This is a genomic window from Methylophilus sp. 3sh_L (assembly GCF_046766015.1).
Lineage (GTDB): Bacteria > Pseudomonadota > Gammaproteobacteria > Burkholderiales > Methylophilaceae > Methylophilus.
Genome location: NZ_JBKOUF010000003.1, coordinates 117,663 through 131,191 on the forward strand (window position 1 = coordinate 117,663; position 13,529 = coordinate 131,191).

The 13,529-nt window shown below is 50.0% G+C and carries 12 protein-coding genes and 1 pseudogene; 1 reads left to right on the top strand and 12 read right to left on the bottom strand.

The window, feature by feature from the left end; genetic code table 11:
- Nucleotides 1-3: 3 nt before the first annotated feature.
- The 10 genes and pseudogenes from ACIDF8_RS08290 to ACIDF8_RS08335 form a co-directional block, all read right to left on the bottom strand.
- A complete protein-coding gene (locus ACIDF8_RS08290) occupies nucleotides 4-1,992 on the bottom strand; it encodes an LTA synthase family protein (protein ID WP_412010148.1) in 1,989 nt (662 codons plus the stop codon).
- 88 nt (nucleotides 1,993-2,080) lie between these two features.
- Nucleotides 2,081-2,449 (bottom strand): hypothetical protein, encoded by a 369-nt coding sequence (locus ACIDF8_RS08295; protein WP_412010149.1) that lies wholly within the window; start codon nucleotides 2,447-2,449, stop codon nucleotides 2,081-2,083.
- A 132-nt stretch (nucleotides 2,450-2,581) separates the two neighbouring features.
- On the bottom strand, nucleotides 2,582-2,962 hold the full coding sequence (locus tag ACIDF8_RS08300; protein ID WP_412010150.1) for a hypothetical protein: 381 nt from the start codon (nucleotides 2,960-2,962) through the stop codon (nucleotides 2,582-2,584).
- A gap of 188 nt (nucleotides 2,963-3,150) precedes the next feature.
- Nucleotides 3,151-4,305: a DUF5677 domain-containing protein gene (locus ACIDF8_RS08305; protein ID WP_412010368.1), complete on the bottom strand. Its 1,155-nt coding sequence runs from the start codon at nucleotides 4,303-4,305 to the stop codon at nucleotides 3,151-3,153.
- 18 nt (nucleotides 4,306-4,323) lie between these two features.
- Nucleotides 4,324-4,392: pseudogene (locus tag ACIDF8_RS08310) on the bottom strand (SEC-C metal-binding domain-containing protein); the annotation flags it as partial.
- Nucleotides 4,373-5,998: a hypothetical protein gene (locus tag ACIDF8_RS08315; RefSeq protein ID WP_412010151.1), complete on the bottom strand. Its 1,626-nt coding sequence runs from the start codon at nucleotides 5,996-5,998 to the stop codon at nucleotides 4,373-4,375. The gene ACIDF8_RS08315 and the pseudogene ACIDF8_RS08310, both read right to left, overlap by 20 nt.
- Nucleotides 5,998-7,320 carry an MFS transporter gene (locus ACIDF8_RS08320; protein WP_412010152.1) on the bottom strand — a complete coding sequence of 441 codons (1,323 nt, stop codon included), beginning with the start codon at nucleotides 7,318-7,320 and terminating at the stop codon, nucleotides 5,998-6,000. The genes ACIDF8_RS08315 and ACIDF8_RS08320 overlap by 1 nt, the downstream gene beginning before the upstream one ends.
- Entirely contained in the window at nucleotides 7,317-8,534 is a 1,218-nt protein-coding gene (locus ACIDF8_RS08325) for an amidohydrolase family protein (RefSeq protein ID WP_412010153.1), read from the bottom strand. Before ACIDF8_RS08325 ends, ACIDF8_RS08320 begins: the two co-directional genes overlap by 4 nt.
- A complete protein-coding gene (aas, locus tag ACIDF8_RS08330; protein WP_412010154.1) occupies nucleotides 8,531-10,666 on the bottom strand; it encodes a bifunctional acyl-ACP--phospholipid O-acyltransferase/long-chain-fatty-acid--ACP ligase in 2,136 nt (711 codons plus the stop codon). The genes ACIDF8_RS08325 and aas overlap by 4 nt, the downstream gene beginning before the upstream one ends.
- A gap of 17 nt (nucleotides 10,667-10,683) precedes the next feature.
- On the bottom strand, nucleotides 10,684-10,989 hold the full coding sequence (locus ACIDF8_RS08335; RefSeq protein ID WP_412010155.1) for an ArsR/SmtB family transcription factor: 306 nt from the start codon (nucleotides 10,987-10,989) through the stop codon (nucleotides 10,684-10,686).
- Nucleotides 10,990-11,149: 160 nt separating this feature from the next.
- Here ACIDF8_RS08335 and ACIDF8_RS08340 point away from each other — a divergent pair, with 160 nt between their 5' ends.
- Nucleotides 11,150-11,815 carry a hypothetical protein gene (locus ACIDF8_RS08340; RefSeq protein ID WP_412010156.1) on the top strand — a complete coding sequence of 222 codons (666 nt, stop codon included), beginning with the start codon at nucleotides 11,150-11,152 and terminating at the stop codon, nucleotides 11,813-11,815.
- Between the two features lie 3 nt (nucleotides 11,816-11,818).
- Here the strand turns inward: ACIDF8_RS08340 and ACIDF8_RS08345 are convergent, their stop codons facing one another.
- Nucleotides 11,819-12,574, bottom strand: coding sequence for a uroporphyrinogen-III synthase (locus ACIDF8_RS08345; RefSeq protein WP_412010157.1), 756 nt, complete (start codon nucleotides 12,572-12,574; stop codon nucleotides 11,819-11,821).
- Nucleotides 12,571-13,506, bottom strand: a complete 936-nt coding sequence (hemC, locus tag ACIDF8_RS08350; RefSeq protein WP_412010369.1) for a hydroxymethylbilane synthase — start codon at nucleotides 13,504-13,506, stop codon at nucleotides 12,571-12,573. Before hemC ends, ACIDF8_RS08345 begins: the two co-directional genes overlap by 4 nt.
- Between the last annotated feature and the right edge of the window lie 23 nt (nucleotides 13,507-13,529).

The following is a 13,529-nucleotide window of genomic DNA, read 5'->3' on the forward strand; positions in this document are numbered from 1 at the left end:
CCCTTACTCTGGCAAGCGGTACCGCTGCTCTTGATACAACAAAGCCGGTAACAGGCTGTTTGCCAGCGCGCGCTCCGCTAAAGCTGACGCATCCACGGGTGGCGCAGTATTCTGCAATTGCTTGTTCAGCGGATCATAATGGCCAAAAGCAGGGGCTTTGCCCTCGCGCAACACCACGACTTCATTCTCTGCGGCAGCGGGGCCGGTTTGTTGCATCCAGCCAAAGTTGTAGTTGTATTGCATCATGGCGCGGCCACGATAGTCAGCGCTCACATTGGACAGATCATGCCCAGTCATTGGATGGTTGGCCTCTATGCCCATCAGCGACAACACCGTCACCGGCAGGTCAATCTGGCTGGCAATCGCGTCCACTGTTTTAGGCTGCACCGCCCCACCCAGAATCAGCGCCGGAATATGAAAATGCTCAATTGGCACCAGTGAATCGCCACGTACCCGAATGTCATGATCAGCCACAATCAAAAATACCGTATCGTTCCAGTAGGGGCTGGCCTTAGCCTTTTTAATAAATTCGCCGATGGCATAGTCCGCATATTTCACTGCATTGTTGTCAGTGGCCTTGGGCTGCTCATACAGGTCAATGCGCCCATCCGGGAATTCAAAGGGCGCGTGGTTAGACGAGCTGAACGCAAGCGTAAAAAACGGCTTGCCGCTGGCGTGGTGCGCCAATAGCTGCTCATGGGTTTTATTCAGCAAATCTTCGTCAGAAGCCCCCCAGCTGGCAACAAACACTGGATTTTTAAAATCCGGCTGGTCCGTGATCTGCTGGAAACCATTACCCATGAAGAAGCTGCGCATATTGTCGAAATGCGATTCGCCGCCATAGATAAATTCAGTCAGGTAACCCCGTTTGGATAATAGCGAGGCTAGCGTAAAAAAATTCTTCTGGCTCAAATCCAGCTTAACGGTACTGTCTGACGGCGTTGGCTGAAAACCCGTCACCACGGCTTCAATGCCCCGTACCGAGCGCGTCCCAGTAGCATACAAATGCGTAAACCAGATGCCTTCGGATTTGAGCTTTTCCAAATTCGGAGTCACTGGTTTGCCACCCAGCGACTCGACAAACCCCGCGCCCAGGCTTTCTTGCAGCAAAATCACCAGATTAAATGGTTTGTCCCGTTTGACACTAGGGATCAGCGTGGTCAGGGTCGGGATCTCCGCGTCTTTTGCACCAGTCAAGGCAAAGATTTTTTCGCGTGGCAGCTTACCGTAAATGGCGCTGGATTTTGCCTCATGCTGCAAACTGTAAGCGGCATAAAATACCGAATAGGTGGAATTCAAAATCAGACTGTTGACCATACTATCCTGCGTGATGGCAAACAAGGCCGGGTTGGCTGGCCGGTGACCCAGACTGGAGCGGATCGCAAATACAGTCAACACCAGCACTAAAGGCCAGACGAGCCATACCGCCAGGGGATGCCATTTAGGCTCGGCTTGGCGCCAGGGTTTCAGTAAGCGTGACACCAGCGCAAGCGCCACCACGGTCATGACCAAGCCAAAGAACAACTCGGTTTTGAAGCCTTGCCACAACATGCCAAACACTTCATGCGGATATTTGAGATATTCGACAAAAATGCGGTTAGGCCTGACATCGTACTCAAGAATAAACCCTGGCGTGGCCGCCTCTAAAAACACCAGCAAGACCAGGGACAGCAACACCCACCAAAAAGTGAATCGCCGCCACACCTTGAACAGGCGGCGAGTCGCCAACAGCGGTGACAGTAACACGGGGATCAAGGCCAGCAAGCCAAGCTGTATCACATCAACACGGACACCCTGCAATAAAATCTGCCCAAGCTCCCCTGTCGCCAGCACACGCTCCCACTTCCAGATCACCAATCCCAGCCGTGTCAGCGAAAGCAAAAGAAGACCGCTGATAAACATCACGATCAGCGGAGCATAAGGTCCAAACCCGTGGGCAAATCTCCACAGTTTTGACGTAGGGCGCGGCGTACCGAAATAGATAGGTTGCATAGAAGCTTAATCTGTTTGAATCAAGCTTGGGATTATAACGGGTTATATCGTTTATAGCCCAGCCGACAGGTACCCTTTAAATCCAGTCTCAAAAAGACTTTTTTCGTAAATCGAGGTAGGCGATGGACAGTAAACCCACCGGAATCACAAATCCCACTAGCAAGGGCACCAAATCGACCAGCATATCGACGATGCCGGTCTGACTGGTAAACAGACTCCAACCTTTGGCCAATAACGGGATGACGGTAAATAACAGCGTGGGAATTAAAAACCAGACGGTACTGCTCGCCCCGCGTTTGGCCAAACGCGCACAAAAAAATGTGACCAGCGCCACAATAATGGCCGCCCCGGCACCCCAGATGGCGCCAGCGACGATTGTGATCCAGGTGCCGACTTGATACAGCAATAAACAAATAATGGCCGTCAGGATCAGTTTACGGTTAGTTGTGAGGGACATAAGACGATTCTTTTTATTAGAGAAATATGTGACACCTTTAAAGAAAAAAGGTGCATTTCATCTTAATTTTCAAGAAAAATTTGGATGAAGATTATAGGCAAAAGCGAAGTTCCCAGACTATCCCAGAGGCCATCATTGATTTGTTGTCGTCGGTGGCGCAGACTCATGCTCTGTCGGTTGTACGGGATTGCCTTGCATGGTACCCGCTTTTTCATCCTTATTTCTCAATACCTTGTTTTTGTGTCTCTTGAAGGGCCGGTCTGCCGAACCTTTATCCGTACGTTGGCTTTGGTCTTTGACTTGCGGACTCTCTGCATTACCCAGATTGCTAGCATCATGATTGGCGCTATCCTGGTAACCGCCGATAGGGCCTTTGTCAGTACGGCTTTGCTGCCTATCCACTTGAGGACTTTTAGAAGTCCCTAACGTGGCGGTGTCATCTTTACTTTCAGCCGCATAAGAAGACGCTGTTGAAATGATAGAGACGAGTAATGCAATCAATAATTTGTTCATATTTTGCATCCTTAAATAAACAACGAGTGCATCAAGCGTTATGCCCAATGTAGTGGTTTTATTTAATAATGCTTAAGCGGTTATCGCCTATCGGACTGCGCTTATTTTCTTGTAGGAGGCGGCTTAGCTATAGATTTAACAATTCATCTTCATAAAATAAAAAATCAATAAAACTAGGCACGTTTGATTTAAATCCCCAGTGACGTCAAACGATCTTGAAGCACTTTGAAAGACTTAAACTTTTTATCATCATGCATAGTAATAATTAATTCTTGTGCGCAGGTTTTAATTCTACGCACAACGGTAGCGATATCGGTTTTAGCACCCTCAGAAAAAAGTGGTAAAAAGCGTAGCTCGTCCAAAATCATTCCTGCAAAACAAATAGAGTAAAAAACTGCCTCTAGTCTTAGTTCGTTGGATAGTGGATTAAGTGATCCATTAACATCCAATACAAGAGCTGCACTTGTAAACGATGGATGTGTATATTCAGATAAAAAACTATATACATAATCGAAGAGTTCAACATCTTCTGGATGTGGGCTACTTTCTGCCATTTTATGATACGAAATATGCCCTATATATTCAGCACCATCACTTTTTCTTATTATCCTGCGAGGGTCTACTCGTCCATTTTCAGTTCTAGCAAACTCATGGGTTCCAAGTTTTAAGCCAATTTGGGCATCTACAACGTGTTTAAGCATCTCGGGCTTCGAAATAGCGTAGATAATGTGCAAGTAATTCTCAAGTAAATGCCTAGCTAAGGACAGAGCATCTGCACCAATATCCTCGGCTATGAGTACTTTTATAGCTCGAAGAGTCTTCATGCTTTTGGTAGCACAAATAAGGGCATAGTCATCCGCTCTGAAATATTCACTAGAAGATGAAATCCGAACAGCGTTTGAAATCAATCCTGACTCTAAAACGTAACCAAGACATATAATGCACGAGTCAAGCTCTCTTTCTATAGCTTCCAGCAAGACTGATACAGGATTTGGATGGGGCGGATTTTTTTCAAGCCAGTAATATTCATCGATAGCTTCATTCCACTCTTGAATATCCTTTTCCGTCGCAAACTTTTTGTTCTCTCTGCTGAGCATTAGCCCACCAGTTTTTTGATAAGCGTATATAAGTTGAGGCTGCCAACCTGCTTGCTCCATTAACTCTATAGTTCGTTTCTCCAACTCTTCATCACCAATCAAATACTTATCAATGAAAATAGGATCATTATCGTGAGGTTCTCTTTCAAATATGAGAAAGAATTTTTCAGATACTTCCTCTAAAACTTCATGAATCTGAGGTGAGATAGGAATGCTTTTGTAAATATCGCCTTCTTCGTTAATCATCCATTTAAATCCTTTACGCTTGCAACACCTAGCATAAGTTTTTCCACTTTTACATGGACATTTTGTGTTATCTGGTATGACTCGCATATTTAACTCTGGCAGTCAAAATCTGATACATTTTTGAAAATAGCCATAGCATTAATGCTACGGCTAAAACCACGCTGATTAAAAACAATATGGCAGTGAGAGGCACGAGACCGGGGACTTGGGGTTTAAGTGCTAAGTCATCTTTTAATTGTTCAGGTAGCGGATTAGGCGTGACCGGAATAATTTTCCACTGGCTTCTGTCGGCGGGTGCCTGTTGCAGGTATTGTGCAAAACTGTACACCGGTGCCAGCCCAAACGCCCGGCTGGAAGGGATCTGTGGGATACGCACAAAATAAAGCGCCTCTAATTGCTGTGGCATGGCGCGCATAGTGGCGGAAGCCAATGTGCGATGATCTCCCGAGTAAGCAATATTGAGCAAATCATTGCCTATCGCATCAAACGCCACCGCCGGAAACAGCCGGGTCATTTCAGTATTCAGGTAATCGTAAATCGCCCGTCCCTTTTGCAGGCTGCGCTCTGTGGCAGCAACATACCAGTATGCCGCGCTTGCCTTGAGGACACTTTCCACGCCTCGCTCAGGCACTTGCCAGCCAAGATGACGCAAGGTGTCTATGCTGATCCCGGCGCAGTTTTCCAGCGCGTGGTCATACAGCAGGTCGTTACGGTAAAAATGCTGCATAACACGATTATTCAGCGCCTGTATCTGCTTCGGAATATCCGGCTGGCTGAACACTGCCACCAGCATATAAGAAGGCCGGTAAAATGCCTGCCCGCTGTTGAGGTCAGCCATGTATTTATCAAATGGCGTGACCCCGGCAATGATTCCTTTTTCGCTGTTGGTAGCCAGATTGTAGTAATTATTGACCAGCCAAGTTCCGTACTCACCTTCCTCGCCTACCACGCCGGTAGCCAATGCAAAGTGGCCACCATGCGCTTCATCATCATCGCCCTGGGCGCCATTGAGCAAAATACCTAACGCTGTTTTTCCTGAAGACTGTTGCCCAACACCAGGCGATTTCTCCCATAACAATCTGCTTTGGTAGGGGCTGCGTGCGCCACCATTGGCAAACTGTACTAGGGATTGCAAGCTTTCGCCGCTTTGCAGTGGTTGCACACTGGCCGTTAAATCGAGCTTAAACGTGTGAGGCCACATGGTGCGTGCAACCAGTGTTTGACCTTCTGACTCGCCGCGAATGGAAACCGTAGATTGGCTGAAGTAATGACTGGTATCGGCGTTCCAGTATGAACGGTTACTGGGAATCTTGGGCACCAGTTGAATATCGAAACGCTCATCTTGTGCAGTCTTGACCTCGGTGGCCGCGTCATTGAGTACCGCCCGCGGCCAATACTGGCTTGACCCTGTCCAGATCAATTCAGGCAATGCCTCCAGGTTGAGTGCCTCTATATCTTCAGCACCGCGCTTGCTGGTATCAAAGCGGGAAACCGGCAATCCATTTGTGGGCACGGCATACGTTTCATGGCGAAAATACCACAAGGTTTGTGGTAAGGCCGTGCATTGCGGGCAATCTCCTTGGACCGTCCGAAATTGCGCTTGCGCATACATACCCAAGGTATCTGTAGATGCTTGCCCCTGTGCAAAAGACGACATCAAGCCTAAACCCACGCCAAGCAGTCGTCGCATCATCAATGCCTCAACCCTGTCAGGTAATCACGCACGCTATGCCAGTATTCCGGCTGACGGAAGCACAGATAAATGGCCACCAGCACATTCAGTGAGGCCGTGATGCCAAATAATTGCGGGATACTGACGCCCATGCCAAACAGCATCACCGAAAAGCCTGCTGAGAGCACCATAAACAGGGCATTCATGATGTTGTTAGACGCAATGACACGCGATTGGTAGCCCGGTTGCGCCCGGCTTTGCAACAATACATACAAGGGCACGATATACAAGCCGCCACTGATACCAAGCATGGCCACATCCAGCAACATGCGGAAAACACTCCAGCCAGGCAAGGTATGTAAAGTCAGGCCTGGATGCGCGAATAACTGTTGCTGGATATCGCCCGTCACACTGGCAAAATCCCAGGCAAATACTGACATGCCCGCTGCACCAATCATGACTAGGCCCAGCTCCTGCTTGCCTTTGGAAAGCTTTTCGCACCAGACCGAACCTACCCCCACGCCCACTGAAAAAATCGAGAGCAAACTGATAAAGTCACGCTCACTGCCATGCAATACATGCTTGGCGAGATTGGGAAACTGCGCGAGTATGGTGGCGCCAAAAAACCAGAACCATGAGATGGCGACAATCGCGACCCACAAGGTTTGCTGTGCCCAAAAAGTACGCACATTCTTGATGGTTTCGGTGATGGGATTCCAGTTAATTTGGATTTCTGGGACAGGCGCCGGTGATAGCGGAATGCTACGGCTCAAGTGATAGCCGGAAATGGCGATCAATAGCACGCTCAAACTGGTAAACAAGGCATGTTGCTCCAGACTGCCTAACCACGCCCCCAACACTTGCCCTAATAAAATAGCAACAAAACTACCCATCTCTACCAGACCGTTACCTGCCGTCAACTCGTTGACCTGCAGATGTTGGGGCAAGTAAGAGTATTTGACCGGGCCGAACAAGGTCGAATGCACCCCCATTAAAAATAGGGCCAATGCCAGCATGAAAAGACTGTTGCTTAAAAAGCCTATGCTGGCGAATAGCATAATGCCTATCTCCAGTATTTTCACCCAGCGGATCAGTTGTGATTTTTCATACTTATCCGCCAATTGCCCTGCCGACGCCGAAAACAGGAAAAACGGCAGAATAAACAAGCCAGGCAGCAAGGTCGCCAGCATTTTGCCATCCAGCGTGGTCAAACTGGCCGTGTTAAACGCCACTTGCGTAATCAATGCAGTTTTAAAAACATTGTCATTAAATGCCCCCAACCCCTGCGTCCAGAAAAATGGACCAAAACGTTGCTGGCGTAACAGCTGAAAAGGATTATTCATGTGCGCTCAAAAATATGTCGAGTTTCGAAAACTACCGGCGAGAAGGACTGACCATGGATGACCAACAACCTCTTTAAGGCAAAGTCATATAACAATGGATGATGGTTTTTTAGTGCAATCAAGAAAGATTTATGCGTATCGCTCAACCATCCATTTGCGATCAAGGTATTCAGGTTTGTGAGCGGCATAATGCCAGGCAAGGGATAATCCGAACCATTGAGCAACCTTGGGTGCCAATCCTGTCGTTGAATTAATTCTGGTAAAACCCAGGCATGGTTAATTAAAGTGGTCGCAGAGATGTCACCATACAATCGACCTTCATAATCGGCGCTCTCCATCAAGCGGCTAAACAAATCAAAACTCCGCACTTCGCGTCCGCCTCTATCGAGATCTTTATCTGTGCCATCACTGGCGCAATGCGCAAGAATGACCTTGACGCCGCGATCAAGCGCGCGTCGCATTCTGAGCGGGTTGCCAAAGGCCTGGTCGCCGCCTGGCACGGCACTCTCTTTACCGGTGTGGCTAATAATAGGAATGCCGAGATTAGCCGCTTTGGCATAAAACGCATCACATTTGGCTGAAGCAGGATCGATACCCATCCCAGAAGGTAACCATTTGATGGCCTTCGCCCCATGGGCATGGGCATGTGTCAACGCATCGACGGCATCTTCGCGGTAAGGGTGTATGCTGGCCACCCACTCATAGCGGTCTGGCCGCCGATGAGCAATGCTGGCGGCATAGTGGTTTGAGATGTAAAAAATAGAGTCCTGTTTAGAAACTTTGCCTTGTCCATCATGGTGCCAATCAAAGGCAAATAACATCAACTTCATCCCTGCAGGCAATGATTGAGCTAAGGCGTCCATCCGGCTCACAGAAGTCTCATCAATCCGGGCTGGATCCGCACAGGTAGCGTTGATATAAAACGATTTTTGTATTTTTAGCTGGGGATGCAACCACTCATCCATGGCAGGATTGAACCAGGTCTGCTTGGAACCATCACCCACCCCAACCAAATGCACATGCGCATCCCAAACCTGCTCTGGCCGGATATCCTGCCATAGAAGTTGCCAAGATGGATGTTCACGTAAAGACTCGGGAAATCCAGTATGGCAAGGATGCGTTAAGCCAGTATCCGGTAGATACTTCCATGCCGCCTGCGTTAAGCCTGCGCAGAAAAAGGCACCGCCAGCCAACAAGAACTGCCTGCGATTCATGCCGCTTTTTCCGCCATTTGCTTCAGGGTAACGTAGTCGGTTTTACCGGTGCCTAATACCGGGATTTGTTCCACCACCACCAATTTACGGGCAATGGCAATTTCCGGTGAGCCCAGATTTTTGGCCACAATTTGCAAATCCTCACGTTTAAGTTTGGCGTCGGTGGTGAACAGCACAATATTCTCGCCACGGCTGGCATCGGCGACCGTCGTCGCGGCATGCTGATGCTCAGGGGCAGCAGTATGGGCAATTTTCTCGACCACTTCGAGTGAGACCATTTCACCCGCCACCTTGGCAAAGCGTTTGACTCGGCCTTTGATATGGATAAAGCCTTCAGTATCTACCTCAACCACATCGCCGGTTTCATACCAGCCATCCTTGGGAGAAACCAATACGCCAGGCTGATCGTATAAATAATAGCCCTGCATGATGTTGTCGCCTTTTACATAGAGCAAGCCGCCGTTTTCAATGCCTGGTACCGGCTCCAAGCGATATTCGATGCCCGGAAAAAACTGGCCCACCGTCCCATGGCGGTTCGCCATCGGCGTATTTGCAGCGAGTACTGGCGCACATTCAGTCGTGCCATAGCCTTCGAGGATGCGGATACCAAATTTTTCGTGGTAGATTTTGCGCACTTCTTCATTGAGTTTCTCCGCTCCGGCAAACACCACCCGCAGTTTGTAAAAATCATAGGGGTGCGCAAACTTCGCATAATTGCCCAGAAAGGTGCTGGTAGAGAAAAATACCGTGCAACCCTTGTCATAGATGACTTCGGGGATCAATTTGTATTGCAATGGCGATGGGAACAGCAAGATCGGGATGCCGTTGAGGAAAGGCAGCAAGGCGCCAGTGAAGCCAAAGGCATGAAACAGCGGCAATGCCATCATAAATTTATCAGACGGATTAAAGTCCAGCATGGCCAGAATCTGGTGCGTATTTGCCACAATACTTTTGTGACTATGTACCACACCTTTGGGCTTGCCCTCGGAACCTGAAGTAAACAGGATGACTGCGGTATCGTTTTCGGTCGCAGGTTCCATGGCGGCGCGTGGATAATGCAGTGCATAGCCCATTAGCCAGGCCCGGTCCAGCATGCCAAACTGGGCACGCAAGTCTTCCAGGTACACAATATTTAGATCACGCATCTTGGCGATGGTGTCTTCAAGCTTGGCGGCTTCAATGAATTTGCGCGAGCTGATAATAGTGCGGATATTGGCAGCAATACAGGCGTTACGCATGCCTTCTGCCCCTGCGGTGTAATTGAGCATGGCCGGGATCCGTCTAAAAGCGGTCATGCCCAACACCAAGGCGAGCGTATTGGTGAGGTTTGGCATCAGCACCCCCACGGCCTCATCGCGCTGACTGACTTTGGTGACAATGCGGCCCAGTGCCAGGCTGCGTTTGAGCACTTCCTGGTAAGTTTCTTCCACCTGATTCATGTCTTCGATGATGCGGCTTTTGGCACCATATTTATCCATGGCATCCAGCATGGCCTCAAACAATGTGGTACTGCGCTGTGTCTTGAACAGCATGTGCTGCATGATGTTGCGCATGGCTTCACCGGCAATACGACGGCGCTGCTTGGCCGTGAGTGGCGCGTGATGCCCATGCGGCTCAATTTGAATCTGCGTAGGCGGCAATATGGTCAAAGTGACTTTAGGCAACAGTTTGCGAGGATGTGCATCCGACAAGCGGCCAAAATAAGACTGCGCCGCGCCCTCTACGCGCACTGGCAAAATCTTGACGCCGGTTTTTGCCGCGACAAATCCTGGACCGTCGTACACCTTCATCAAGGCCCCCGTCAACGTGATGCGGCCTTCAGGAAAAATTACCACATTTTCGCCGGCGTTGAGGCGCTGGATCACTTTTTTCATGGCCAATGGGCTGGCGGGGTCCACCGATAAATGCGGCGTCATTTTGAGCCACAACCGGAAAAAGAAGTGCTTCAACACACCGGTATGTACGACAAAGGTTGCTCGCTTGGGCAGAAACAGGCCAAGCAACAAGCCATCCAGAAAAGACTCATGGTTGGCAATAATCAACAACCGGTCTTCAGATGGAATATTCTCCAGGCCTGTCACACGCACCCTGAACAATAAACGACAGACACCCCTTAACAAACTCACTAGCATAACGGTTCCCTACCCTTTTATATTTCGTTTTTTATATAGTCCAGCACATTTTCCAGGGCTTGTAGCATGAATGCTTTATTGACCCAGAAAAACACCTCGCGTCCGACTTTTTCACTCTGCAAAGCACCGCCGCGCTCCAACACCTTGAGATGATGGGTGACGGCCGTGCGGCTTAATTGCGAACTTTCCACAATCTGCAGGATGGTCAAACGCTCGTTTTTTTCAAACGATAGCAAAATACGCTGCCTGTGCGCATCCCCCAGCGCCTCAAAGAGGGCTGAGATCTCTGTCCAGGCTTCTGGAATGTGAGAGACTGTTTTCATATAACTAAATAATTAGTTATTTAGTTTGTTTTGTCAAGTGCTGACCTCAAAATATTAAGCCCCGGCCTAATCCGGGTTTCATTAAATCATCATTCACCGCAAAACAGCGGCCGTTACACTATGTTAAAACATTTAAACATAAATAATTCAGGGAATAAAAATGGGACGATACGCCGCACTTTTTTCATTGATGGCAGCACTACCTGTGGCGGCGCATGCCAATGCAGTGATCAACATTGCCAGCACTAGCTGCAGTGGTGCGTTATCGATTTCATCACTCACGGGCGCCTCGCTCAGCTGTGCAGGCAATCTCACTTTAAATGGCGGCTGGATAAACTCTGACGACAGTATCTTTATTCGCGCAGCCGGGGATTTGCTGCTTGAAAACCTGAATCTGAACGCGCCAGAAATTTCGTTTTCGACGATCCAAGGTGGCATCCAGATCGCGAATACCGTGAATATTAACGCCGTTCAAAACGTTGGCAGCGGTGGTGGGCAAGTGGTGATCAATGCAGGGAACAACAGTCTCTTCCCGACACACCCCATCATTCGTTGGCAAGCTTTTGACCCGTCATTCAATGCCGGCGGCACCGTGCATTTCAATATGCCATCCACACACATTAATGCGCCCTCAGGCGTGATTGCAGTTGGAGGGCAAGTCGTGATCAAACCAGGCGGCGCTATCCAAATCTCATCGAGTCAAATTTCGTCACCCCTGATCAACATCCCGCTCACTGCTTCTGTTTCGGCTGTGCCAGAGGCAAATCGAGCAGCGATGCTATGGCTGGGTTTGGGTTTGCTGGCGTTTAGACGCAGGCTGCTTTGACGACTACGAAAGCTGATGTTGCAATAAACTCAGCATGGCGCTATCCCCGGAAACGCCACTGCAGTAAACCGTCAAACCAGCCGCACTTGCCTGCTCGGCAATACGGGCATGGTTAACAAACACTGGCGTGGCCCGCAGCCAGGCGGCATCATGCGCGAGATCGAGCAAAAAGCGCAAAGCTTCACTGCTTGTCACCACGATACCCTGCAATTTGTCTTCATGATAAGCCTGCGCCAGCACTTGTGCACTGCTTTGCGGATTGACGCGGCGGTAACATTCACCAAACACGACCTCCGCCCCGCGCTGTTTCAAGGTCTCGGCCAGTACTTCGCGTCCGCCCACCCCGCGCACAATCAACACACGTTGCCCTTGCATTGCCTGCAATGGCTCAAGTGCCAATAGAGACTCACTATCAAACCGGTCTTGCGGGGTCAGTACTTGCGTAATCCCAAATGCCTGCAAACTGGCTGCAGTCGTCGGGCCAATCGCGGCAAATTTGAGGCCGGGGGGGATGCCTGCCAGCTGCAGCAAAGGCATGCCATGTTGCACGGCATTGCTACTGATAAAAACAACCCAGTCAAACTGGGTCAAGGGCGTGACGGCTTGATTAAAATGGCTAAGATCGGGCAATGCCTGAATATCCAGCAGCGGGAAAGAGATCACGGCACCGCCTGCGGCCTGGATGGCGGCGGTTAGCTTGGTCGCTTGCTCGGCGGGGCGCGTGACGGCAATCCAGCGTCCGGCCAAAGGCAAGATCATTTCACGCCGTCCAAGCTTGCCAGAATCTTGTCGGCACCACGCGCCACCAGTTGCAAGGCCAGTTGCTGACCGAGTTTTTCAGCGTCTGCCGCGGATCCCGTGACGGTCTCTTTCAGCATTTGCTGACCATCAACACTCGCCACAAAGCCCTGCATGGTAATGGTATCCCCCTGCTTGGTAGCATAAGCGCCCAGCGGCACCGTGCAACTCCCCGCCAACGCCCGGCTAAAGCCACGCTCTGCCAGCACACATTGCTCGGTATCACCGTGATTAAGCGGCGCCAGAATTGTTTTCAAGTCGGTCCGCGCGGCATTGATCTCAATGCCCAATGCGCCCTGGCCCACCGCCGGGATACTTTCTTGTGGAGAAATAAATTGGCGGATGCGATGACCAAGCTCCAAACGGATCAAGCCCGCAGCCGCCAGGATAATCGCTGCATACTGGCCTTCATCCAGCTTGCGCAACCGGGTTTGCAGGTTTCCGCGCAGAGATTCAATCTTGAGTGAGGGAAAGCGCGCCTGCAACTGGCTCTGTCTACGCAAACTCGAGGTCCCCACCACACTGCCCGCCGGCAGGTCTTCAAGCCGGGCATAGTCATTAGAAACGAAAGCATCGCGCGGATCCTCGCGTTCACCAGTCGCCACCAGCACAAACCCTTCCGGCAGGTGCATGGGCACATCTTTCATACTGTGCACCGCCAAATCAGCGCGGCCATCTGCCAACGCATTTTCAAGTTCCTTCACAAACAGGCCTTTACCGCCTATCCTTGATAACGGCGAGTCCAAAATCTGGTCGCCCATGGTCGTCATGCCCAAAATACTGACGTCGCATTGTGGATACAAAGCCTGTAACCTGGCCTGGATATGCTTAGCCTGCCACATGGCAAGGGCGCTTTCGCGGGAAGCAATGACCAACTTGGCGGGAGAGTTCAGTGTGCTCAAAATAAATAACCTGT

What these genes read in the sequence shown, in the direction of transcription:
- ACIDF8_RS08290 (WP_412010148.1), bottom strand. Translation starts at nt 1,992, where the DNA reads ATGCAACCTATCTATTTCGGTACGCCGCGCCCTACGTCAAAACTGTGG.
- ACIDF8_RS08295 (WP_412010149.1), bottom strand. Translation starts at nt 2,449, where the DNA reads ATGTCCCTCACAACTAACCGTAAACTGATCCTGACGGCCATTATTTGT.
- ACIDF8_RS08300 (WP_412010150.1), bottom strand. Translation starts at nt 2,962, where the DNA reads ATGAACAAATTATTGATTGCATTACTCGTCTCTATCATTTCAACAGCG.
- ACIDF8_RS08305 (WP_412010368.1), bottom strand. Translation starts at nt 4,305, where the DNA reads ATGATTAACGAAGAAGGCGATATTTACAAAAGCATTCCTATCTCACCT.
- ACIDF8_RS08315 (WP_412010151.1), bottom strand. Translation starts at nt 5,998, where the DNA reads ATGATGCGACGACTGCTTGGCGTGGGTTTAGGCTTGATGTCGTCTTTT.
- ACIDF8_RS08320 (WP_412010152.1), bottom strand. Translation starts at nt 7,320, where the DNA reads ATGAATAATCCTTTTCAGCTGTTACGCCAGCAACGTTTTGGTCCATTT.
- ACIDF8_RS08325 (WP_412010153.1), bottom strand. Translation starts at nt 8,534, where the DNA reads ATGAATCGCAGGCAGTTCTTGTTGGCTGGCGGTGCCTTTTTCTGCGCA.
- aas (WP_412010154.1), bottom strand. Translation starts at nt 10,666, where the DNA reads ATGCTAGTGAGTTTGTTAAGGGGTGTCTGTCGTTTATTGTTCAGGGTG.
- ACIDF8_RS08335 (WP_412010155.1), bottom strand. Translation starts at nt 10,989, where the DNA reads ATGAAAACAGTCTCTCACATTCCAGAAGCCTGGACAGAGATCTCAGCC.
- ACIDF8_RS08340 (WP_412010156.1), top strand. Translation starts at nt 11,150, where the DNA reads ATGGGACGATACGCCGCACTTTTTTCATTGATGGCAGCACTACCTGTG.
- ACIDF8_RS08345 (WP_412010157.1), bottom strand. Translation starts at nt 12,574, where the DNA reads ATGATCTTGCCTTTGGCCGGACGCTGGATTGCCGTCACGCGCCCCGCC.